We start from the raw sequence: 23,524 nt of genomic DNA on the forward strand, positions 1-23,524 counted from the left end.
TGTGTGAGAACTTAAAGATTAACCGTTCGCTATTTTTTTTGCCAGAAATTTATATCCAATGTTCAACACGCCCTAATAGTAAACAACGATTAAGTATCTAAAAAGCGTACTTTTCCAGTCTCTAAATTGTATTCAGCGCCAACGACGAGTAGCTGACCGCTACTGGTTAAGTCTTCTAGGGCGCGCGAACCATGCTTTAATTGGCTGACCGACATGCGTACATTGGCACGAATAGAGCGATCGACCAATTCATCCGCATCGACGTCTTGACCATTGGCCGTTGCCAGCTCATGTAAGTTATAGACACTTGGGCGAATACGATCGACGATTGATTGTAAATTTGGCGAATAGTTTTGCTCAGGATTGATCAGCGCATCGACGCAAGCGGTCACCGCTCCGCAATGCGAATGCCCAAGCACTACCACCAGTTTGGTGCCAAATTTTTCTGCCGCAAATTCAATCGAGCCAATTTGCGATGGCGCAACCACATTACCTGCCACGCGTATGACAAACAAATCGCCCAAACCTTGGTCAAACACAATCTCAACTGGGACACGGGCGTCCGAGCAACCCAAAATAATCGCTAATGGATCTTGGTCACTGATCAACTCAGGACGTTTTTGCATGCAAGGGTCAGTGCTGGTCAGACTTTCTACGTAGCGTACATTTCCTTCTTTGAGTAGTGCCAGTGCTTCTTGTCCAGTTTTTGGGCGGTTACTGTTAGGCATAAGGGGTCCTTGTTTATCAAAATGGTTTAAATTATAAATTGCGCTAGCATTCTATTTTTTACTTTAAATATAGCTTTCAGCTATGCTTATTTTTTAAACTTAGCCGTTTGCTATTGCAAATATCCTTGTATGTGGCATACATAAAATTATTGTAGCGCAAGCAAGACAGAAAAACGGTAAAAATTCTTTATTGTAAGATGGCAGCATCGCAAGCCAAAGCATTGCAAGACAAGAAATTTGCAGTCAAGCATTTAGCTCATTATTTTTTTAACAACCTAAACCAACCAATAACGAACTTGCACTGACTTATAACAAGGGTTTGTTATAATACGCAGCAACCAGATTGTATATATAGCCAACGCTTATCGCCAGACTTAACAACATGCAAATTGCTGCCAGTATCTACTATTTTAGTGCTGCTGCGCATTTGGTGTTTTAGGAATCAACCTTATGACCGAAACGAATGTAAACCTGCAAACCGCACCTTTGTCGCCTAATAGTGACAAGGCGCTGCTGCAACTGACTGGTCTCCAAAAAATTTATGATCAAACCGAAGTGTTAAAGGATATTAACCTTGATATTGAACATGGCGAATTTATCACCTTGCTTGGGCCATCAGGCTGCGGTAAGACGACTTTGCTGCGCTTAATTGCGGGTTTTGAGCAGCCAAATGCAGGGGCGATTTATCTTGATGGCATGCAAATGGCAGGCTTGCCAGCGGATAAGCGTCCGGTCAATACTGTGTTTCAGCAATATGCGTTATTTCCACATATGACGGTGGCGCAAAACGTCGCTTATGGGCTTAAACTCAAAAAAGTGCCAAAAGATGAGATACAAACGCGGGTACGTGAGATGCTGGCGATGGTACAACTTGAACACCTTGCCAATCGCAAACCACAAGATTTATCCGGTGGTCAGCAGCAGCGGGTGGCGATTGCACGTGCGGTGATTAATCGTCCTAAGCTATTATTGCTCGATGAGCCTTTATCGGCGCTCGACCATAAATTGCGTTTGCAAATGCAATCTGAGCTTAAACGTCTACAACGTGAGCTTGGCATTACCTTTGTCTTTGTCACCCACGATCAAGAAGAAGCGCTGTCGATGTCGGATCGCATTGCGGTAATGAAAGACGGCAGATTTCAGCAAATTGGTACGCCGATTGAGATTTATGAAACCCCTGCCAATCTCTTTACCGCCAAATTTATCGGTGAAACCAACTTATTTAAAGCGGAAGTCAAAGGCGTCTACCCTGAGCAGCCCGATCGTGATGGGCGCGTGACCAATGGCCGTATTGAGGTCGAGGTCTGCGAAGCACAAGCGCAAGAGGGGCCGACGACCTTACGCAATCTGCGCCGCCCTGACTTTGCCAATGACGTGCAAGTTGGTGATATCGTTAACTTACTATTGCGCCCTGAAGATTTACGCATTTATGACCCCAATGATAAAGAACATGGCGGCTTACTGGGGCGGGTGATTGAAAGTAACTATAAAGGCAGTACCTTAGACTCGATTATTGAGCTAACCAACGGCCATATTATTAAAGCCTCGGAATTCTTTGATGAAGATGACCCAAGTTTTGATTATAAGCTTAACGAAGGCGTTAAAGTATCGTGGGTCGATGGCTGGGAATGGGTGTTGCCAGAAGAAGATACGCTTGCTAGCGGCATTGATAACGGGATAAACAATAGCCCTAGTAAATTAGCTGCCCAAAAGGATATCAGCTAATGGCGCGTCCTAACGTAGGTAATAAAAAATCAAGTCATAAAAACTTGAGCAATAAAAGCCCTTTTCGTACCGCAACGCTATGGCTAATTTGGGGTTGGCTGCTCATCTTTGCGCTATTGCCAAATATACTGGTGATTGCCGTCAGCTTTTTGACCCGTGATAGCACCGCTTTTATTAGTTTACCGGTCACTCTCGACAGTTACGTGCGCATGATTGACCCGCTTTATTTTGATGTCTTTGTGCATTCATTATGGATGGCGGGTATCACCACAGTCATTTGCTTATTACTTGGCTATCCCTTTGCTTGGTTTGTTTCTCGAGTGGATAAACGCTGGCAGCCACTATTGATGCTTATGCTGATATTGCCATTTTGGACCAACTCTTTGGTGCGCACCTATGCGCTAAAACTATTATTTGCCAGCAATGGTTTGATTAATAAATCCTTATTAACACTTGGTATTATCAATGCGCCCATTGATATTCTATATACCCAAGGCGCGGTTATTGCCGGTTTAACCTATTTGTTATTTCCATTTATGGTGCTGCCACTGTATGCAGTATTCAGTGATTTGCGTAATGATATGCTGCTTGCCTCGCAAGATTTGGGTGCTTCAAAGCGCCAAACCTTTTGGCACGTGGTATTACCCTTAACCACACCGGGGATTATCTCCGGGGTGCTGTTGGTACTACTACCAGCGATGGGGATGTTTTATGTCGCCGATATCTTGGGCGGCTCACGTAACTTATTGGTCGGTAATATTATCAAAAACCAGTTTTTAGATGCGCGTGATTGGCCATTTGGTGCCGCCGCCAGTGTGCTATTGACCCTTGCGATGGCGGTATTATTACTCGCTTATCGTGCCAGTAGCCGCCGTATTGGCAAGACTGATTTTAACGAGGTGGCCTAATGTCTGATAGTTCACTGAATAGTACTCCAATTAAAAATAAACGCTCTATCAAATTAGGTAATATTGCCGCCAAAGGCTATCTCAGTCTGATTTATATTTTATTATATCTGCCTATCATCGTTTTGGTGGTAATGTCATTTAATAAATCAAAAATTGGTTATAACTGGGGCGGCTTTAGTTTAAAGTGGTACGAGTCGCTACTGAATAATCAGGCGATGCTTGATGCCTTTTGGCACTCTATTGTTTTAGGCTTGGTTGCGGCTACGGTTTCGACCGTTATCGGTACATTAACGGCGCTTGCGCTGCATCGCTATGACTTTCGCGGTAAAGGGCTTCTCAATGGCCTGTTATTTGTGCTGATGATGTCACCTGAAATTGTCCTAGCGATATCGCTATTGGCGCTGTTTTTATTAATCGGCCTGCAGCTTGGCTTTGTCTCGCTATTACTAGCGCACATTACCTTTTGCTTGCCGTTTGTCGTTATCACTGTCTTTGCGCGTTTAAGCAGTTTAGACGAGCGTTTGATGGAAGCGGCGCGAGATTTAGGTGCTAGCGAATCAACGATGGTTCGTACGGTGTTGATTCCAGTAATTTTCCCTGCGGTGATGGCTGGTTGGCTACTTGCCTTTACCTTATCGCTTGATGATGTGGTGGTATCGACCTTTGTGACCGGCCCTAGCTATGAGATTTTACCGCTCCGTATTTATTCTATGGTGCGCGTGGGACTTAAACCTGAGGTCAACGCGATTGGGACAATTTTACTCGTCGCTTCCTTAGTTTTAGTGGTTATCTCGCAATTACTGCTGCGTCGGCGCTAGTTTTAATTTTTACGGTAAAATAATGGCAATGTAATTTTAGGCAAAAAGCGCCTATGATTTTCCAAGATTATAAACACCTATTTTCCTATTTCTTTAACGTCAGTGGTTAGGTTATTTTATGCTAGAGCTTCGTCATCTTAATACGCTAACTGCGCTGCGAGCCCATGGATCATTGGCCGCTGCTGCCGATGAGCTGCATGTCACCGCCTCTGCGGTCTCGCATCAGTTAAAAGAGTTAGAGAATTACTACGATATTAGCTTGGTCAATCGGCGCACGCGTCCGCTGACCTTTACGCCAGCGGGCAAAACGGTACTGGCGCTGGCAGACAGTATCATGCCGCAGGTCACACGCACCAAAGCCAATTTAAAACGCTTAGCTCATGGTCAAGCGGGTCGATTGCGCTTAGCGTCAGAATGTCATAGCTGCTTTGATTGGCTGATGCCCATTCTCAATCATTATCGCCGCGAATGGTCAGATGTTGAGCTGGATTTTGCCACCGGTTTTGAGCCTGAGCCGCATCATTTACTGCAAGAAGGTGATATCGATTTATTGATTACCACCAGTAATTTACCAATAGAAGGTATCAGCTATCAGCCATTGTTTGAGTACGAGAGCCGTTTGGTGCTGTCGCCGACTCACGACTTGGCTGAGCAACCATTTATTCATGCCCAAGATTTGGTTGCTGAAACCTTGATTGCCTATCCGGTGGAAGCTAAGCGCCTCGATATCATTGCCAATTTCATGACCCCAGAAGCGGTCAGTTTTAAAGCGATTCGTACCACCGAGCTCACGGCGATGCTAATTCAATTGGTGGCAAGTGAACGCGGGGTGGCGGCACTGCCTGATTGGGTGGTAAGCGAGTATGAAAAAAAAGGCTGGGTGGTTTCGCGGCCGCTCGGTAAAGGCGTTTACTGCCAACTTTATGCGGCGACGCGCACCTCGAGCCAAGATACGGCGTATATGCAAGGGTTTGCGAGTCTATTAGAAGGGATTGTAAAACCGGTATAGCTAGTGCTTTTTTTAAAAAGTCGTTTAAAAAAAGAGCCGTATTAAACATTAATATGGCTCTTTTTTATTGTTGAGTTTTTATTATTATAAAATCAATTTAAACAAATAAAAGCCAATTGCCGTTGCTAATAACGTCAGCCCCACATGTAACCCAATCAGTCCTAAACCCGCAAGTAGTTTGCCGTTATGGATAAAGGTAAATACTTCAGCACTAAAGGTACTAAAAGTCGTCAGTCCGCCCAAAAAACCAGTTATGACAAACGACCTGACATTAGGAGATAAGTCGCTACCCATACGCTCAAACCAAACTAATGCTAATCCTATTAAAAGTCCACCTAAGACATTGGCGCCAAGCGTACCAAGCGGTATCCAGTGATGCAGCGGATTAAAACGCGCCAGCCAGCCGCGCAGGCAAGCACCAATGGCAGCACCTAGTCCAATCGCAAGCCACTGCATAAGCTATCCTTGATTAAGATAAAGTTTAATAGGTTAAGTATAAGATAGCTTATAACATTTAGCATTTATAATAGCGCAGGCAGCTCGGTCATTGGCCAACGTGGGACACAGCTAACAGCCAAATCATCTGCTTGACCGGCTTGCAAACGCTCGTAACCCGCATAAGCAATCATTGCTCCATTATCGGTACATAACGCTGGCGGTGCGTAATGGACGGTCGCATTGATTTTAGCAAGCTCGCGCTCTAACGTCTCACGCAAATGGCTATTGGCACTGACGCCGCCTGCAATGACCAAGCGACTCATCTCGACTTGTTTCAGTGCCTTGACGCATTTTTTCACTAGCGTATCAACTACTGCATGTTGAAAGCTTGCCGCAATATCGGCGCGCACTTTTGGATCGCTGTCGGAGCCATCAGTGTCCTTGATAAGATTATGCACCGCCGTTTTCATACCGCTGAAGGAAAAATCTAAACCGCGATGTAGCATCGGGCGCGGTAAGTCATAGGCATTTTGATTGCCATTTTCTGCCAATTTGGCAATATTTGGTCCACCAGGGTATGGCAGACCAAGCATTTTAGCCGCTTTATCAAAACATTCACCCGCCGCGTCATCGATAGACTCACCAAGGATTTCATATTGCCCGATACCATATGCGGCAATCAGCAAAGTATGACCACCAGAAACCAGTAAGGAGACAAATGGAAACGCTGGCGGATTCGCTCCCATCAAAGGCGCTAACAGGTGTCCTTCCATATGGTGAACGCCAATCGCTGGCACATCCAAGCCATAAGCCAAGCTACGTCCAAATAATGCGCCCGTCATCAGCGCCCCTATAAGTCCCGGCCCTTTGGTATAAGCAATCGCATCAATCTCATTTTTAGTGATATCGCACTGCTCTAGCAATTCGTTGAATAACGGTACCAGCTTACGAATATGGTCGCGGCTGGCAAGCTCAGGCACTACTCCGCCATAAAGTGCGTGCAGCTCTATCTGTGAATACAGCACTTGCCCAAGCAAGCCTTTATTATTGCTATCTATCTGCTCGCTATCAAAAATCGCCAGACCTGTTTCATCACAGGAGGTCTCTAAACCCAATACTTTCATCTATGTGCCTTTATATTTGCTTTGTAGCATTAATAAAAAACCGCCACTGTTAGCTTACAATGGCGGTCATTCTAGCAAATTTCAATACGTAATATTAGCGAGCGGCAGCAACCATATAATCAACTGCGGCATGAACTTGTGCTTCAGTGACGTCTCCAACCGCTTGCGCAGGCATTTTATTAAAGCCTTTAGCAGAATGCATGTGTAACGTTTCTATGTCTTTGGCAAGGTGCGGTGCCCAAGCTTCTTTATCACCAAATTTCGGTGCGTCAAGCAAACCATTCTCATGGCAAACTTTACACTGCTTTTCGTACAGCTGAGCACCAGCATCGGCCGCCAACACTTCTGGTTCAGCAGCAGCTTCAGGTTCAGCCTCTACGACAGGTACTTCCGTAGGCTCTGCTTCAACCGCAGGCTCAGGGGTGACCACTTCGGTTTCTGTTACAGGCGCTTCAGGTTCTATAGCCACCGTTTCAGTTTCATTGGTAGTAGCTGGCTCTTCAGCCGCTGTATTGTCGCCGCCACTACAAGCGCTCAATGCCAAAAGTGCACTCAAGCTTAGGCTTGTGAGCGCCAATTTAGCAACGGATTTTTTCTTCATTGTATTTTGTTGCATAGTCATAGTTAATCTTTCATCTATAGTTTGTTAATATAAACTTAAATATCGTAGCTGGCATATTAATAGTCATCGCTGGCAATGATGAATCGCTATTATGAAATGAGCATGCGGCTTACTTACTTAATTACTCATAGCTACTAAATACTATTAGTTCGTTGCAGGCTCAGTCGTATCAGTAGTCGTAGCGGCCTCATCGGTATTTGTCGCCGTGGCACTATCAGTAGTAGCCGCTTCTGTATCAGTACTTGTAGTAGCCATATCTCCTGCCGCATCTGTCGCTGCGCCATCTTCTGCTACTGCAGTGTCAGTACCCGTAGCACCCTCTTCTGTCCCTTCTGCCGTGTCAGCAGCAGGCATCGGCGCTGTTTCTGGGAAGTCCATATCTTCTGCTTCAGGTGCGTTTGCACGTGCAAGTTCTGAAGCTTCATCGACTTTATCTTTTGCTAAGACTTCACCTGATTCAGTGCCCGCTTCTTCCTTGTCACTGCTACAAGCACTTAGACTGACGCCCATCGTCAGAAACAATGTCGCCCACAATACAGTACCAATCGTTGTTTTCTTCATGCCATTTTTCATTCAAAGATCCTCAAAATAATAGCTATAAAAGCCTTGTAACGTCTATCTAGGCATATTTTTAAGCGTCTAGTTTCAATAGCTAAATCTTGAAATTTAAAGCAGCTTAAATATGAGCGACAGACTGAGTATAGGATACCATAGACTCCATATAAGCCGTTATTGCTAAACAGCTGTTTTGTCCACTATTTATTGATTATTTGTTAAAAGATTATTAAAAATATTAACACTCACGCCTTCAGTTAAATCTTATTATATTTGTACGGTGCAATTAATTTTTATTGTCTATTATTTGACCTCTATTTAAGCCCTTATCTTACATAAATACGCTAAAGCCTTTGACTTTACTGCAGTTTTTGATTAAAATAAGCGCCCTTGTGCTAGTGCGCAAGACTATCCTAGTTTGAGCTGATGCCGATAATCTTGAGATATTACGGCTAAATACTAATACACAGCCAAACTAATGCCCTTATATCTCATCCTAATCAAGGAGATTTCATGCCTGCAGTTAAGGTTAAAGAAAACGAACCAGTTGACATCGCTATCCGTCGTTTCAAACGTGCTTGTGAAAAAGCCGGCGTTCTATCAGACGTACGTAAGCGTGAATTTTATGAAAAACCAACGCAAGTACGCAAGCGCAAAAAAGCCGCTGCTGTAAAGCGTTATAAGAAAAAATTACAACGCGAAACTATTCGTACCACTCGTATGTACTAATCACCAATACGATTAGCTACCTACCAGCGCTACACTAACGCCACTGTTATCGATGAATAACAGTGGCGTTTTTTATGCTACAATTTTTGTTATTGCTGCTGATAAATGCTCAGCAGATTTTTATTTAACACTTACCAAAAACTATTTTACCCATACTTATAAGGAATAATAACAATGAGCCAACTTAAACAGACGTTATCTGACACCATCAAAACCTCTATGAAAGCGCGCGAGCTTGAACGCGTCAAAGTGTTGCGCAACGTCCAATCTGTGGTCAAGCAGATTGAGATTGATCGCCAAACCGAGCTTGATGATGCGCAAGTGTTAGAAGTGCTACAAAAGCAGCTCAAACAGCGTCATGAGTCCTTGTCTATCTTTACCGAAAACGGCCGCGATGATTTGGCCAGCAAAGAGCAGTTCGAGATTGATATCATCAATGAGTTTATGCCAAAACAAATGGATGATGCCGAGCTTGCCGCTTTGGTGAATGCTGAAATCAAAGAGCAAGGCGCCACCTCAATGCGCGATATGGGTAGCGTGATGGGCGTGTTAAAAAATAAAACCGCAGGCCGTGCTGATCCCGCATTAATCTCTAAATTGGTCAAAGACGCTTTGCAAGGTTAACGTAAAAAGTTATCATTAGCTTAAAATGAAATCGATACGTGAGTAGCGACGTGCGACTGATATAAATTTTCCTTGCTTGCTGCTATCACAGAGGCTACAAAAAATTCATCTCAGTCGCACTGAGTCGGTTTTAAAGTCAGACTGCTATATATGCTTAATTCTTATAAAAACCAAGCTAGCAAACAACCGCCTAAGGCTTAAAGTCTTTGGCGGTTTTTACTGCCTTGATTTCGGCATTGATGTTGGCAAGTAACGGTCGGGCACTGCTCGCTTGCGCGGTTTTTTGCATTTGCTCGGTCAATTGCTTGGCTTGCGTTAAGGAAGTCAGCGCACGCTCATAGCGTCCACTCCACAGCTGGTCGTGACTGCGATAACGCAGCGCATTGATGGTAGCGATTTTTGCCAGTTGCGGCGACTCGGTAGTTTTGGCGATTTTTTCATTGGCCAATTGCAAGCTTTGCCACGCATAGCGGTCGCTTGGCTGCTGCTCGGTCAGGGGCTTAAGCAGTGCTTGCGCCTTGGCTGGCTGATTGCTATTGGTCAGCGCTTCCGCTAAATAAAGACGCAAGTCACGGCGTTCAGGATATAAGCGCTGCTGACTCTCAAGCAGTTCAGCCGCTTGTTGCCATTTGTTTTGTTCCGTGAGAATTTGACTTTGGGTTATGGACAATAAGGGTTCCAATACTTGCCGTTGGGCTGCGGGTAGCGCTGACAGCTCGGTATATATCTCATTGGCCTCGCCAAAACGCTGCTGCTCGCCATACCAATACATCAACGCCAATTTTGCACCAACGCTATTTTTCGCGGCGGTCGTCAATGCGGTTTCAGAGACATGCTCGCCGGTGCTTTGCGTGCGCCAATAGAGCAAATCAAACAACGCTTGATGGCGCTGCTGCTTGGACAATGGCAGAGCATCATAACGCTGGGCGCGGCTTTGCGATTCGCTTAAACGCTCATTACTCAAAGGATGCGAGCGCACAAAACTGGGCAGGAATTGATTGGCGGTTTGGTTGAGCTGGCTTTTTTGATTCATGGTTGCAAAAAAGCGCGGCATGGCGCGTGGATCGTAACCCGCTTGGTTCATGATTTGCATGCCCACACGGTCGGCATCACGCTCATTACTACGGCTAAAAGCCATGCTGCTATTCATGGTAGCGGTTTGGCTGCCCATCATGACTGCCGCCGCCGCATCGCCATCGACCGCTGAGGCTGCAATCGCTGCCAGCATGCCGCCTATTTGCATCAGCAAGGCTTTTTTGCGCTCATCCGCGCCGCTCTCATAATGGTGCTGACTAATATGAGCGACCTCATGCGCGACGACGCTGGCAAGCTCATCCATGCTGCTTGCCGCCAGTATCGTTCCAGTATTGAGCCCAATTACCCCGCCGGGCGCTGCAAAAGCATTGATACTAGGGTTATCAATGATAACCAAACCTAGCGGCGCTTGCTGGCGAGCTTGCGCATTTAGCCGCCACGTCATCTCTTTTATGGTTTCATAAATCCAAGGGTCGTGCTCCATCTTCGCGCGACTATTGATGTTTCTTAATGACCACTCCCCAAGCAGTTTATTTTCATATTGCTCAGCAAAGCTTAGCCCCTGCCCGCGCAAATTGGGTAAATCTAATTCTTCAGCACTTGATGTCTGCCAGGAACCGTAAGTAAATGGCGCGACTTGCGTGCCAGCACTATTGGCAGTAGTTGCCAGTGCCAGCAAGGTAGCCGATATACCCACCTTTAGTACAAAAACGCCTGTTAGCGTTTTTAGCGTTCTTTTAAACAGCGATTTTTTAAGCAATGCTGGTCTATGAAAATAATACAAGTGCGTATCCTATCCGAGTAATCCTAACGTCTTTTTGACTATACGAGCTTGTTTAGTTAAGGTCAATTGCCGTCTGCATCTGGCTACCAATAACGCTGCCACGCGTCACGCTTGTGCAACATGCTTGTGTAAACTTAAGCGTTATAAAGCGAAGTATTAAATGTAAATTTTATCCTATCGCCCGGTTGTTATTAGATATACTGATTGACCAATGATTATGATAACTATATTCAACTGCAATTGAGTAGTGGCAATTTGCTATAATAGTAGGTCGTGGTAAGCGCTTGTTATCCATGGACTACAAGTGATACTTTCTCAAGCATTGATATTTTAAAGGTTTATTTTATGTCTACTGATAACCAATCTGTCATTGTACGAGACTCATATCCTATTTGTTTTGTCGAAACCGTATCTGACGCGCAGCAACAATCGATAACGCAGCTGCTCGATTTATTGCCAGCAGATACTCTTAACTTAGTAGAAAATCTTAACTCGACGGATAGCGCAGAGCAAAGACAGCCAATCATAATTAAAAATATGGTCGATGGGCGCGGTCTTGCCTGCCCTATGCCGCTATTAAAAACCAAAGTGGCGCTACGAGAAGTAGCGGTTGGTGAATCGTTATATGTCGTTGCCACGGACCCAAACTCACAAGCTGATATCAGCGCTTTTTGTCAGCAGAGCCAGCAAACAGGCACAGCAAATCCCTTATTATTGCTTATCAATCAAGCAACAGCGGCAAGTAGCGACAAAATGCTAGGAACAAAAACCAGTACTGCTGTTGATACAATATATCACTTCATCATTACCAAAACTGATAGCAACTAAGCGGCGCTATCCTTTACAATTATAACTATAAGATTTTTATCTGACTCATTGCTTATCTATTTAACCAAGGTCAAGAATATGGCTAATACTTCTAATAACGCTGCAAATACCCGTAAAAAAGACAGCGCAGCACCTGAAAAAAACAAAGCACGCGATGCGGCCTTGAAAGCCGCTGCGGCGCGTCCGCCTTACGATGCGAGCGCACTTGGCGATACACGTACCCGTGACTTAGTGCCTGCTATGCCAACACATTTATCGGCGCCTGGCGTAAACTTGGGCGCTTATATTAATACCGTGCATCAAATTCCGATTTTGACACCGACTCAAGAGCAAGAACTTGCTCACCGCTATTATGATGAGGGCGATGTTGAAGCGGCGCGTCTGCTGGTTATGTCGCATTTACGCTTTGTGATTCATATTGCCCGTAGCTACTCAGGCTATGGTCTGCCGCAAGCCGATTTAATCCAAGAAGGCAACTTGGGCTTGATGAAAGCGGTTAAACGCTTTGATCCTAATAAAGGCGTGCGTTTGGTATCCTTTGCCGTGCATTGGATTAAGGCTGAGATTCACGAATTCGTCATTCGTAACTGGCGTATTGTCAAAGTTGCTACTACTAAAGCGCACCGTAAATTATTCTTTAACTTACGCAGCCTGAAAAAGACCAACAACCAATTAACGCTCGAAGAAGCCGATGCCATTGCCAACGATTTAAATGTAACACGTAAACAAGTGCTAGAAATGGAGTCACGCTTGACCTCGTATGATGCGTCGTTTGAAGCGCAATCGAGCGATGATGACGATGGTCGCTACGCGCCGCAGCTGTTTTTAGAAGATGGTATCGACCCTGCAGAGATGGTTGAAGAGGATGACTGGGAAGAGAACAACTCATCGGCTCTACTAGCAGCGATGGATACGCTAGATGATCGTTCACGCGATATCGTTGAGCAGCGCTGGCTTTCTGAGCAAAAATCAACCTTACATGAACTAGCAGCGGTTTACTCTATCTCAGCAGAGCGCGTACGCCAAATCGAAAAAAACGCCATGGATAAAATCCGTGAAGCCATGACCATCGATAGCGTTATTTTGCCCGATGATATCCAATAAGCTTTAGTTTGTTAGTTAAAACTTACCTATGATAACAATCCTATTTATAACACGAGTTTTACCATGCTAAATTGGATAAGTATCGCCGCTATTAATATGGCTATCGCCGTCGCCTTGGGCGCGTTTGGCGCTCATGGGCTTAAAAATTCGGTCAGTATCCAGCAGCTTGAATGGTGGCAGACGGCAACTCTATATTGGTTTGTACACGGGCTTGGATTATTGCTCGTTGGTATTCTTATTCGCCTTAATTATACGACCCAAACCACAGCATGGCTGCTACAAATCGGCGCACTTATTTTTGCGGGCAGTTTATATGCCATGACGCTTGGGGCACCGCGCTGGCTTGGAGCGATTACCCCTATCGGCGGTATGCTGATGATTGCCGGTTGGCTATGGCTTGCTGTCTCGACATTTCGCTTAGGCCATACTGCTTAAGTTGAATAACAAAATGGGTCAATGGATGAGTAACAAAGGATTATTAGCTTTTAGGGAGCACATATTATGAGTAATATTAGTGTTAATGGTAAAAAATTGCAGACCACGCATCAAACCGTCCAAATGGTCGTCAATGAGCTTGGACTTAGTAAAGGCCGCTATGCGGTTGAAATCGATGGTGAACTTATTCCAAAAAGTGAGCTTGACAAAATGCGTATTGTTGAAGGTATGAATATAGAAGTGGTACAAGCAGTTGGTGGTGGTTAAGCGAATATTAGCCCGCTAATTTTTTCATGGATAAAAATTAAGCAATAAAAAAGACCTCTTACGTTGATACGTTGAGGTCTTTTTTATTTGTCGTGCTCTTAACAAATAAAGCAACTTTACGAGCTATCATTCCAATATGATTACTTAGTAAATACGCCAATTATAATAATTATCTTATAGGCTATATTTATCAAACAGTCATAATAATAAAGTCAGCTACTATGTAGATCGGTTGCTGTAGTGAATACTACTTAGAGCAGTGACGAACCCATTACATGACAGGTGCTGCATCATCAACTGTCAGCTCTTCGTAGCGTTCATCGCGCCCTGGACCTTGAGTTTTCTTACGATCCTGACGGGTTTTATATTTACGTACTTGTCTATCAAGCTTGTCTGCCATCTCATTAATGGCTTTATACATATCGTCTTCGCAGGCTTGGACGAACATTTCTTGACCTGCAACTCGCATAATCGCTTCGGCTTTATGGGTCTTTTTCCCACCTTCACTTGAGCCGCTATTATCTAGCGATAATTTTACCTGAATACTTTGAATCTGATCGAAATGACGTTCTACTTTTACAAGCTTTTCGCGAACGGCGTTGTCCATGGCTTCGGTAACACTGATATGGTGACCACTGATAGAAACATTCATATTATCGTCCTTTTATTATTGCTTATATTATTACGTACAATCAGCAGTGAGTTAGCTTTATAGCTTTGGTCATGCTGCCTTACCAATAATTCATCCAGTACCTTTCTTATCATAAAGTTTGGCTTGTCATTTTCTATTCGCTAACTGCTTTATTCTTCTACTCCTTTATTAAAATAAAAAATTAAAATACATTTTTATCATTTGTTAAATTAACTAAATCGGCCAAACCAATACTGGGTTTTCGTTGTTGGTATGACTCTAATTTGTCATGAAAACCAAAGAGTAGCAAGTCATCAAATTGTAAGTAAATGTAATAAAAAACGATGTTTCATAAATGTTTCTATATAATCAAAAAATTTTATTTTTTATTTACGTTTGAATTGGCTTAATTCTGGCGTTATGACATTTATAAGTCGTTGAATGACAACATTTAATATTTTTGTTTGCGCTGAGTGGATGATCCGATATTCATTGCTTCACGATATTTGGCTACCGTTCGTCTGGCGATATCGATGCCTTCTGCAAATAAAAAATCTTTTATGCGGCTATCAGATAATGGCTTTTTCGGGTCTTCATCTGCGATAAGCTGTTTAATCATGGCGCTGATGGCGGTTGAGGAGATGTCTCCGTCACTACTGCTGACGTGAGATGAGAAAAAATGCTTAAGGGAAAACAACCCTTGGGGCGTCAAAATGGTTTTGCTCGTAGTGAGGCGCGAAACGGTGGATTCGTGCAAATCAACTTCTTCGGCAATGGCTTTTAAAATCAAAGGCTGCATGGCAGTGGCGCCATGTTGCAAAAACTCTTGCTGGTAGCGCACGATACTGGTTGCTACTTTTAATAGGTTTTGATTGCGCTCTTCGATACTGCGAATAAACAGGCGCGCATCGGTGAGATTTTCGCGCAGATATTGATTGTCAGGACTGTCATCGCCACGTTTGACCAAATTGGCATATTCTTGATTGACCCGCAACTTAGGTAAAGTGTCAGGATTGAGGCGCACTTGCCAGCCGTCTATTTGCGCAGTCGTGTCGTTTCCATTTTTGTTATCAGTGGTGTTATTGCTATTGTGGCGGCGAATCGGCGTGACCAATACATCAGGAATATCGTAGCTTTCTGACGGCTGCATATAATCGGGCTGACTGCTTTGAAATAATAAGCCGGGTGATGGGTTTAACGTACGTAACAGGTTAAGCGCGGGGGTAATCTGTTCAGGCGCGAGGCCGGTGAGTTCAGTCAAGGCTTTGATATTATTGCTGACCAAATGCTCACTGGCTGAGAGAAGCGCTTGGGCTTCTTTAAGATATTTTGTATTCGTATCAAGCTTGGACAATTGCAGCGCTAGGCACTCATTGAGGTTGCGTGCGCCAACGCCAAGCGGGTCGCACGATTGGATCATGCGCAGTACCGCCATGACCTCATCGTACTCGACGCGCTCGTCCCATTGATAAAAGCTGGCGATGGTATCGAAGCTTTGTAACAACTCATCGATATCAAGGCGTATAAAACCCATCTCATCCATAGAATCCATGAGATATTCGGCGATAAGCGTATCTGTTTCGGAGAGGCGCTTAAAGTTCAGCTGCCAGCGTACATGGTCTTGAATGGTGGCGCTGGTACTGCCCTGATAACTATTAAAGTCCTCATTGTTGCCGTTAGCCGAATGAGCTGAAAGACTCCCTGAACCTATCGCGGCAGAGGCATAATTACCGCTGTCAAAACCGCTATAATCGTCGCCCTCCACGGCATAGTTATCGATTGCTTCATCATCAAAACTGGCTTGCTGTAATTTATCTAAGCTATCACTACTATTGTCAGAATAGTCGAAACCATCATCCAAAGAGTGGGTAGATTTAGCAAACGAATCAACGCTAGTATTTCGGTTCCAACTATCTAATGTTAACGGCTCGCCATTATGACTGTCGTAACTGTCGAAATTATCATAGTCATCTTCATCCTCTTCCACACGCTCTAGCAAAGGATTGCTATCAAGCTTCGCCTGTACCTCCTGCGCAAGCTCAAGACTAGAGAGCTGCAGCAATTTGATGGCTTGCTGCATTTGCGGGGTTAGCTTTTGCGAGGTATTTAGCGTGGTCGCCAATCCAAACGACATACTCATGGGTGACTGATTACCTTTCGATCGTGGTGAGATTCTATATGTTATGCTGGTTAAAGCCTGCGCTTATTAACGCTTATCATCACTAATAAGCGCTTTAGCCTATCAGGTCATGACGATAGCATTTTTTGCTACAATGTTGCTATGATAATTTATATTCTGTTCAGGTAAGCCATTTTTAGCTTTTGTTCACCTTATAAAACTGCAATAGCTTTGCAGGGATGCCGAGCTTTTAAATATAACAGAATAAAAATAACTAAGAGTAAAGCCCTATAAAGCTTAAAAATCGAGAATAATACTATGAATGAGATAAGAAATAACGGACAACTCACCGTTGCTGCTGTACAAATGAACAGTCAGCAAGACATCGAAGCCAATTTAGCCGATATAAGATCTGCTATTAGTGAGGCAAGCAAGCAAGGTGCGCAGTTAGTCGTTTTACCAGAAAACTGCTGTAGCATGGGTCGACAGTTTGCCACTGCCGAGCGTTTTGATGAACTATCCGACGCAATGGCCGAGTATGCACGTGCTTTTGGTATTTATCTATTAGCAGGCTCGCTGCCCTGCCCTTATCGCCCTGATGGCGTCATCGTGCCCGATGGAAGGCTACGTCAAGTCAGTCAGCTATTTGCGCCCGATGGTACGCGTGTGGCACGCTATGACAAAATCCATTTATTTACTGCAACCGTTGCCGATAAACAAGGCAGCTATAATGAAGCGGCGACTTTTGAGCCTGGCACGCAAACGGTTGTGGTTCCACTCGAAGCAAATGATGCCGTTTATCAGCTCGGTATGATGGTCTGTTTTGATTTACGCTTTCCAGCCTTAGCGCAGCGATTACGGCAGGCGGGCGCAGAGGTGTTAAGTGCGCCATCGGCGTTTACTTATTTAACGGGACAGGCACATTGGTCGCTATTGCTACGCGCGCGGGCATTAGACAGTCAGTGTATGGTGATTGGTGCCGCACAAGGTGGTGAGCATCTTTATAAGAATGGCGATAGTCGGCAAACATGGGGACATAGCACGATTACTGCTTATGACGGCACGATTATCAATAGCTATGAGGATAGTGACTTAAAAAACTCTGCTAATAAAAATTATGCCTTGGTATTAGCAAACTTAGATAAAGCAGGACAAGCGCAAGGACGGCAAAAGATGCCAATCTTTGACTGTCACCGTTTGGCATAAATGTAGGATTAAATGCTTAAGAAATAACCAGAACTTAAGTAACATCAACACCATTTTGCGTATGCGACGCACGCGGATGAGCGCGATCATAAACTTGGGTCAATTTAGCAAAATCAACATGAGTATAAATCTGCGTGGTACTAATGTCGCTATGACCGAGCATCTCTTGTACCGCGCGCAAATCGCCACTGCCAGATAGCATATGCGATGCAAAGCAGTGGCGCAATAAATGTGGATACATATTTTGCGCAATCCCAGCCCGCGTAGCCGCAACTTTGAGTCGCTGCTGCACCGCCCGTGTGGATAAGCGCGTACCTAATTTCTCACTGATAAACAAGGCGCTGTCCATCTGCTCGACCCACAGATTGCGATGCGGTAGATAACGTTTAATCGCCTCGGCGGCTTTGATACCTAAAGGTACTAAGCGCGTTTTATTGCCCTTACCCGTCACGCGCACGCGCAAATCAGCCAAGTCTATATCGGCCATATCGAGCGCCACCAACTCGCCAACACGCAGACCGCTACTATAAAGCAATTCAAACATTGCCTTATCACGCAACCACAAGCGCGCCTGCTCTGGCGTATCAGGGATTTCTTGGTCAAGCAATTGCGTCAATAAATCCACATCGGCGATAGACGGCAGCGGTCTAGGGCTGCGCTTAAGCTGATAGCCCGTAGTCGGGTTAATACGCGCTAAACCCTCTTCTATCAACCAGCCATAAAAATGACGGATAGCCGATAGCTCTTGCTGAACGCTCGCCAGTGCCAGCTTATCTTCATCTAGGCGTTGGCTGATATGCTGGGCTAACTGCCGCTTATCACAACGCGTCCATGTCAGACGTTTGCCGCGTAAAAACAGCGCCAATTGATTTAGACCTGCAAAATAAGCCACCAATGTGTGCTCGGAGTGATTGCGTACCGACAGCGTATTTAGCCAACGATGCACTGGCGCTAGCAGTTCACGTAGCGTACTATCTGCTTCGATGGTTGTTGCCAATTCTGCCGATAGCCATGTGTTTGATTTAGTGTTTGATTTAGTGTTTGATTTAGTGTTTGACTGAATATTCGAGCTAGGCGTTGTCGTCATTATCTATTAGCCTTCTGGAGTAGGCTTAATGCCTGCTTGCGCCATTAAGCCATCTGGGCTAAACACCCCTTCATAGACAAACGCCGTTGGCCCAGTCATCATCACAGAATAACCCGGCTGCCATTTGATAATCATGCTGCCGCCATAAAGCTGCGCGCGTATGTCTTCGCCTTCATCAAGCCAGCCTTCACGGATACCAACCGCCACCGCTGCACAAGCGCCCGTACCACAAGCTTGGGTTTCGCCAACGCCGCGCTCATAAACACGCAGACGGATATGACGCTGATTCATGACCTGCATGAAGCCGACATTGACGCGCTCTGGAAAGGCCGGATGTGATTCGATGGCTTTACCCAAGGTCTCAACATCAGCTTCTAGGACATTATCAACCCTGATGACCGCATGCGGATTGCCCATATTGGCGACATAAAGCTGCACCGGCGTACCATTAACGTTTAGATGATAGGCATTTTGGATTTTGGTCGTCGCTCTTGGGGTAAAGGGAATCTCACTTGGCTCAAATTTGGGCTTACCCATATCAACCTCGACCCAGCCATAACGGTCGGTCGTTAAGGAGATTATCCCGCTCGCCGTTTCAACGCGCAGGCGCTGCTTAAATGACAGTTTACGCGCTTGCACAAAACGGGCAAAACAGCGCGCGCCATTACCGCATTGCTCAACCTCTGTGCCATCGGTATTAAAAATGCGATAACTAAAATCAACATCGGGGCGCATCGGCGGCTCGACGACGAGCAATTGATCAAAGCCGATGCCTAAATGACGATCACCCAACAGCTGTACCAATTCCTTGGTCAACTCTAAGCGTTGGGTCACCAAATCGATGACCATAAAATCATTGCCCAGCCCATGCATTTTTGTAAATTCTATTAGCATATCCTTGTTATCCTATCCTATTTTTATGTATGCCTTATATTAGCACGCTGTCAGATACAATCATAATTATCACCGCTATCAAACGCTAAGTTAAAGCTCTATCACCGAACAAATATTTCTTATCCAAACCTTCATTAAAGCAGGCAATAAAAAACCCATTGTCGTTATCACAATGGGTCATTTTTAACTAAAAAAACTCGTAAGCACTAAACTGGCTAAAAAACTATTTATCCTGCCACAACACTTCATCAGCATATAAAGATTCAAGCGTTTCGCGTTTGCGAATCAGTTGATGCTTATCATCGGCTACCATCACTTCGCTAGCACGACCGCGCGAATTATAATTGCTACTCATGGTAAAGCCGTACGCACCAGCGCCAGTGATAGCTAAAATATCACCTGTTGCTAATGACAATAAGCGGTCTTTTGCTAAAAAGTCACCAGTTTCACAAATCGCCCCAACGATATCCCACGGCTGTGTACCATCGGTATCTAAACCGTCTTTGGGCAATGTCGCAGGAATCACTGCCATTCCTGCTTGGTATAAAGCAGGACGTATCAAATCATTCATTGCCGCATCGACAATAGCAAAGTTCTTGTGCTCGGTTGGTTTTAACACATCAACCTTGGTTAATAATACACCGGCATTGGCCACGATACTGCGACCTGGCTCGAAGAATACCGTTAAACCAAGCTCACCCAGTTTAGGCAGTAATGCTTGCGCAAACGTCTCGATAGACACTGGCGTCTCATCAATATAACGTACGCCAAGGCCGCCGCCCAAGTCGATATGACGCAGCTCAATGCCTTTATCACGCAGACTATGTATCAGCTCAATCACTTTATCGAGTGCCGCGACAAATGGCGCAACTTCCGTCAATTGCGAACCAATATGGCAATCGATACCGACGATATCGATATGCGATAATTGCGCCGCTTGCTCATAGACAGCAACGGCATTTTCATGGTCAATACCAAACTTATTGTCTTTTAACCCTGTTGAAATATACGGATGGGTCTTAGCATCGACATTGGGATTGACCCGCAATGAAATCGGCGCGGTTTTATCAAGCGCTTTTGCCACTTCATTAATCAGCGCCAATTCACTAATTGACTCAACGTTAAAGCAGCCAATACCTTGGTTAAGGGCATATTCGATTTCGCTATAGGTTTTGCCAACGCCTGAAAATACCACGCGCTCAGCTTTCCCGCCCGCTGCCAACACCCGCATCAACTCACCGCGTGAGACGATATCAAATCCTGCTCCTGCTTGCGCCAAGATGCCAAGTACAGCAAGGTTAGAGTTTGCTTTAACCGCATAGCAAATCTGATGCTTTAGGCTGGCAAAACTCGTCGTATAAGCCTGATAAACGTCTAAAACCGCTTGTTTTGAATAGACATAACACGGCGTACCATAGTGCTTGGCCACCTCATCAATACTTACCTGCTCCATATATAACGCGCCATCGCGATAATCGAGCGCAGGCAAATGGTCGGTTAAGGCTTCAGGATGCACATACAATCCTTGCTCAGTTTTGGTCGTGACTGACTGACTCATAAAGTTGTCTCTAATATAATCAATGTATTAAGGGATTAACGGATTAACGGATTAACGGATTAACGGATTAATGGGTTTAGCAGCTTGAATAGGCTAAGAATCGTTTGAATATTTGGCTTTTAATAAACCAATACTAATAGACAAGCATTAATAATCGTTAGGATCCGTACTCGGCGCCGGCAACTGAAAACCTTCGGCGTTTTGCGCGTTATTTGCATTGTCATTGAGCTTAGCAAAGGCGGCATCTTGCGGATGACTGGTGCTCTCAAGCACAGCCGTATTGTCTTTTACCGTTTGGCTACTCGATTCTGCTAAATACAAATCGCCTTTTTGTCCGCAACCTGCCAACGCAGTTGCCCCGATTACCAGCGTCGCTATGGTTACCTGATAAACAGCAGGTTTGACGTCAACGCTTAAATTAGCGCTGTTAAAATTTGAGGTACGGCGTATAGTAAACATAGAATGGCTAACCTTTCATCTTGCAATGGTTTGCAGGCGATAACAATCACTATCAGCGAAAATAAGGCTGCAGTAGAAAAATAGGACAATTTTTTAATCATAGCATTATTCGATAAAGTTGTGCGCCCCCTGCTGCTGATTGGCGCATAAATTTATAAGAATTAACGACTAACGCTAGGCAAAATGGGATTTTATAAACGCTATCAATAGCTACAGACAGAGAACCACAGACAAACTTACTTACAATTTTATAAAAACAGCTTTTATCCTATTATCTCTGGCAGCGGTTGATGGTATTCGGTGTACACTTGTATAAAACGGCATAATTAAAGCCTTATAGTTATCGTGGTATAAACCTCAAAATATGGTACATTATAGTGAACCCTTGCAGCAGCAATGATAAAAATCAGCGATAGGATTGTTGCGTATGGCAGCTGTTTGGCTTACGGCGACAAGAATATGGCTGGTTTTTTTATGTAATCGGTGACTATCGATGTCGAATCACCACCCAAAAAATAACTTCTAAGGATAGAGTATGAGCGCTGGCGTAACCACCAATTTTAATGATAAAGACTCTGAAACATCGAATCTAACCAACCCCACTTTAGTCCTTAATTGCGGCTCCTCTTCAATCAAATACGCACTCATCAGCGAAGACAATGCTACGCGTATCACAGGTCTGGCAGAAAACTTAGGCCTCGACACTGCGCGCATCAAACACACAACGCTAAATGGTGAAAAGCTAGAAATCGCCATCGCTGGCGGTCGTCATGAACTGGCCTTGAAAAAAATCCTTGAGTTACTTGAGCAATATCACTTTATTGCTGTCGGCCACCGCGTGGTGCATGGCGGCCGCGAGTATTCAGAAGCGGTGCGTGTCGATCAGCATGTGTTAGAAGAAGTCAAACGCTTAAAAGTATTAGCACCGCTCCATAACCCTGCCAATGCGCTCGGTATCGAAGCAGTACAAGCAATTTATCCCGAGATTCCGCAAGTGGTGGTATTTGATACCGCCTTCCACCAAACCATGCCGCCAGTTGCCTTTCGCTATCCGCTACCAAAAGTCCTTTATGATGAATATAAAATCCGTCGTTACGGCTTTCATGGTACCTCGCACGCTTATGTATCAGAACGCGCCAGCGAAATCACCAGTGCTAAAGCGCCACATGGTTGGTTGACCGCGCACCTAGGTAATGGCTGCTCGGCGACGGCTGTCTATAATGGTGAAAGTCTCGATACCAGTATGGGTTTGACGCCGCTTGAAGGGCTGATGATGGGCACGCGCAGCGGCGATGTTGACCCAAGCTTGCATATTCATCTCAAGCGCCAGCTAGGCATGAGCTTAGAAGAAACCGACAAGATGCTCAATAACGAAAGTGGGCTGCTGGGTATTTCAGGCTTATCCAATGATTTACGTACTATCGAGCAAGCAGCAAATGAAGGTCATCAAGATGCTAAGCTTGCGATTGAGATGTTCTGCTACCGCGTCGCTAAGTACCTTGCCAGCTTAAGCTGTGCGCTACCTGACTTTACCGGCATTGTCTTTACCGGCGGGATTGGGGAAAACTCAGTGACCACACGGACGCGTATTTTAGAGATGATGCCGCATTTTGGTATCAAGGTAGATAGCACTAAAAACGCCAGCTTGGTCGGTGGCAAAGAAGGCAGTTTCCATGCCGACGATAGCAGCATTGAGCTGTGGGTGGTACCAACCGATGAAGAATGCCGCATTGCCCAAGAAACGCGCGAAGCCTTAGGTTTATAAGCATCAGATTGCTAAACAAACCATTACTTGTGCCATAAGAAAACAGGGAGCGTTTGTATGGCACAAGGATAA

24 protein-coding genes are annotated in these 23,524 nt (G+C 44.9%); 12 read left to right on the plus strand and 12 right to left on the minus strand.

What is annotated here, in order from left to right; all coding sequences use genetic code 11:
• Positions 1–89 precede the first annotated feature (89 nt).
• A complete protein-coding gene (locus tag FOR85_RS10110) occupies positions 90–728 on the minus strand; it encodes a carbonic anhydrase (RefSeq protein WP_068406318.1) in 639 nt (212 codons plus the stop codon).
• Positions 729–1,178: 450 nt separating this feature from the next.
• Between FOR85_RS10110 and potA the strand changes: the two genes are divergently transcribed.
• The 4 genes from potA (at position 1,179) to FOR85_RS10130 (ending at position 5,188) form a co-directional block, all read left to right on the plus strand.
• On the plus strand, positions 1,179–2,453 hold the full coding sequence (potA, locus tag FOR85_RS10115; RefSeq protein WP_144297835.1) for a spermidine/putrescine ABC transporter ATP-binding protein PotA: 1,275 nt from the start codon (positions 1,179–1,181) through the stop codon (positions 2,451–2,453).
• The gene (gene potB, locus FOR85_RS10120; RefSeq protein ID WP_144297836.1) at positions 2,453–3,361 is read left to right on the plus strand and encodes a spermidine/putrescine ABC transporter permease PotB; all 909 of its coding nucleotides are present in this window, start codon (positions 2,453–2,455) and stop codon (positions 3,359–3,361) included. The genes potA and potB overlap by 1 nt, the downstream gene beginning before the upstream one ends.
• Positions 3,361–4,179: a spermidine/putrescine ABC transporter permease PotC gene (potC, locus tag FOR85_RS10125; RefSeq protein WP_144297837.1), complete on the plus strand. Its 819-nt coding sequence runs from the start codon at positions 3,361–3,363 to the stop codon at positions 4,177–4,179. The genes potB and potC overlap by 1 nt, the downstream gene beginning before the upstream one ends.
• A gap of 118 nt (positions 4,180–4,297) precedes the next feature.
• Positions 4,298–5,188 carry a LysR family transcriptional regulator gene (locus tag FOR85_RS10130; protein ID WP_144297838.1) on the plus strand — a complete coding sequence of 297 codons (891 nt, stop codon included), beginning with the start codon at positions 4,298–4,300 and terminating at the stop codon, positions 5,186–5,188.
• Positions 5,189–5,272: 84 nt separating this feature from the next.
• Here FOR85_RS10130 and FOR85_RS10135 read toward each other — a convergent pair whose 3' ends face one another.
• The 4 genes from FOR85_RS10135 to FOR85_RS10150 form a co-directional block, all read right to left on the minus strand.
• Complete coding sequence (locus FOR85_RS10135; protein WP_144297839.1) at positions 5,273–5,644, minus strand: CrcB family protein; 372 nt, start codon at positions 5,642–5,644, stop codon at positions 5,273–5,275.
• A gap of 65 nt (positions 5,645–5,709) precedes the next feature.
• Positions 5,710–6,750 carry a tRNA (adenosine(37)-N6)-threonylcarbamoyltransferase complex transferase subunit TsaD gene (tsaD, locus tag FOR85_RS10140; protein WP_144297840.1) on the minus strand — a complete coding sequence of 347 codons (1,041 nt, stop codon included), beginning with the start codon at positions 6,748–6,750 and terminating at the stop codon, positions 5,710–5,712.
• 94 nt (positions 6,751–6,844) lie between these two features.
• A complete protein-coding gene (locus FOR85_RS10145) occupies positions 6,845–7,372 on the minus strand; it encodes a cytochrome c5 family protein (RefSeq protein ID WP_068406307.1) in 528 nt (175 codons plus the stop codon).
• A gap of 144 nt (positions 7,373–7,516) precedes the next feature.
• Positions 7,517–7,945 carry a hypothetical protein gene (locus tag FOR85_RS10150; RefSeq protein ID WP_223808604.1) on the minus strand — a complete coding sequence of 143 codons (429 nt, stop codon included), beginning with the start codon at positions 7,943–7,945 and terminating at the stop codon, positions 7,517–7,519.
• Positions 7,946–8,440: 495 nt separating this feature from the next.
• Between FOR85_RS10150 and rpsU the strand changes: the two genes are divergently transcribed.
• On the plus strand, positions 8,441–8,656 hold the full coding sequence (gene rpsU / locus FOR85_RS10155; RefSeq protein WP_010195908.1) for a 30S ribosomal protein S21: 216 nt from the start codon (positions 8,441–8,443) through the stop codon (positions 8,654–8,656).
• A 174-nt stretch (positions 8,657–8,830) separates the two neighbouring features.
• Positions 8,831–9,280, plus strand: a complete 450-nt coding sequence (locus tag FOR85_RS10160; RefSeq protein WP_068406303.1) for a GatB/YqeY domain-containing protein — start codon at positions 8,831–8,833, stop codon at positions 9,278–9,280.
• A 190-nt stretch (positions 9,281–9,470) separates the two neighbouring features.
• Here the strand turns inward: FOR85_RS10160 and FOR85_RS10165 are convergent, their stop codons facing one another.
• A complete protein-coding gene (locus tag FOR85_RS10165) occupies positions 9,471–11,099 on the minus strand; it encodes a M48 family metallopeptidase (RefSeq protein ID WP_144297841.1) in 1,629 nt (542 codons plus the stop codon).
• Positions 11,100–11,444: 345 nt separating this feature from the next.
• On the opposite strand from FOR85_RS10165, the gene FOR85_RS10170 reads away from it, so the two are divergent.
• The 4 genes from FOR85_RS10170 to thiS all read left to right on the plus strand — a co-directional run bounded on the left by FOR85_RS10170 (position 11,445) and on the right by thiS (position 13,733).
• Entirely contained in the window at positions 11,445–11,927 is a 483-nt protein-coding gene (locus FOR85_RS10170; protein WP_068406298.1) for a sulfurtransferase TusA family protein, read from the plus strand.
• 240 nt (positions 11,928–12,167) lie between these two features.
• Positions 12,168–13,031 (plus strand): RNA polymerase sigma factor RpoH, encoded by an 864-nt coding sequence (gene rpoH / locus FOR85_RS10175; RefSeq protein ID WP_197488882.1) that lies wholly within the window; start codon positions 12,168–12,170, stop codon positions 13,029–13,031.
• A 63-nt stretch (positions 13,032–13,094) separates the two neighbouring features.
• The gene (locus FOR85_RS10180) at positions 13,095–13,466 is read left to right on the plus strand and encodes a DUF423 domain-containing protein (protein WP_068406292.1); all 372 of its coding nucleotides are present in this window, start codon (positions 13,095–13,097) and stop codon (positions 13,464–13,466) included.
• A 66-nt stretch (positions 13,467–13,532) separates the two neighbouring features.
• On the plus strand, positions 13,533–13,733 hold the full coding sequence (gene thiS, locus FOR85_RS10185; protein WP_102077024.1) for a sulfur carrier protein ThiS: 201 nt from the start codon (positions 13,533–13,535) through the stop codon (positions 13,731–13,733).
• Positions 13,734–14,004: 271 nt separating this feature from the next.
• Here thiS and hpf read toward each other — a convergent pair whose 3' ends face one another.
• Both hpf and FOR85_RS10195 read right to left on the minus strand, forming a co-directional pair.
• The gene (gene hpf / locus FOR85_RS10190; RefSeq protein WP_068406286.1) at positions 14,005–14,385 is read right to left on the minus strand and encodes a ribosome hibernation-promoting factor, HPF/YfiA family; all 381 of its coding nucleotides are present in this window, start codon (positions 14,383–14,385) and stop codon (positions 14,005–14,007) included.
• A 430-nt stretch (positions 14,386–14,815) separates the two neighbouring features.
• Complete coding sequence (locus tag FOR85_RS10195) at positions 14,816–16,504, minus strand: RNA polymerase sigma-54 factor (protein ID WP_144297843.1); 1,689 nt, start codon at positions 16,502–16,504, stop codon at positions 14,816–14,818.
• Positions 16,505–16,801: 297 nt separating this feature from the next.
• On the opposite strand from FOR85_RS10195, the gene FOR85_RS10200 reads away from it, so the two are divergent.
• On the plus strand, positions 16,802–17,689 hold the full coding sequence (locus FOR85_RS10200) for a carbon-nitrogen hydrolase family protein (RefSeq protein WP_144297844.1): 888 nt from the start codon (positions 16,802–16,804) through the stop codon (positions 17,687–17,689).
• A gap of 34 nt (positions 17,690–17,723) precedes the next feature.
• Here FOR85_RS10200 and FOR85_RS10205 read toward each other — a convergent pair whose 3' ends face one another.
• The 4 genes from FOR85_RS10205 to FOR85_RS10220 form a co-directional block, all read right to left on the minus strand.
• The gene (locus FOR85_RS10205) at positions 17,724–18,776 is read right to left on the minus strand and encodes a tyrosine recombinase XerC (protein WP_144297845.1); all 1,053 of its coding nucleotides are present in this window, start codon (positions 18,774–18,776) and stop codon (positions 17,724–17,726) included.
• Between the two features lie 6 nt (positions 18,777–18,782).
• Positions 18,783–19,670, minus strand: a complete 888-nt coding sequence (gene dapF / locus FOR85_RS10210) for a diaminopimelate epimerase (RefSeq protein WP_144297846.1) — start codon at positions 19,668–19,670, stop codon at positions 18,783–18,785.
• 223 nt (positions 19,671–19,893) lie between these two features.
• On the minus strand, positions 19,894–21,228 hold the full coding sequence (gene lysA, locus FOR85_RS10215; protein WP_144297847.1) for a diaminopimelate decarboxylase: 1,335 nt from the start codon (positions 21,226–21,228) through the stop codon (positions 19,894–19,896).
• A 147-nt stretch (positions 21,229–21,375) separates the two neighbouring features.
• A complete protein-coding gene (locus tag FOR85_RS10220) occupies positions 21,376–21,687 on the minus strand; it encodes a lipoprotein (RefSeq protein WP_144297848.1) in 312 nt (103 codons plus the stop codon).
• Between the two features lie 535 nt (positions 21,688–22,222).
• On the opposite strand from FOR85_RS10220, the gene FOR85_RS10225 reads away from it, so the two are divergent.
• A complete protein-coding gene (locus tag FOR85_RS10225) occupies positions 22,223–23,452 on the plus strand; it encodes an acetate/propionate family kinase (RefSeq protein WP_144297849.1) in 1,230 nt (409 codons plus the stop codon).
• The last annotated feature ends 72 nt before the right edge of the window (positions 23,453–23,524 follow it).

The organism is Psychrobacter sp. YGAH215, assembly GCF_007280595.1.
Classification (GTDB): Bacteria; Pseudomonadota; Gammaproteobacteria; order Pseudomonadales; family Moraxellaceae; genus Psychrobacter; species Psychrobacter faecalis.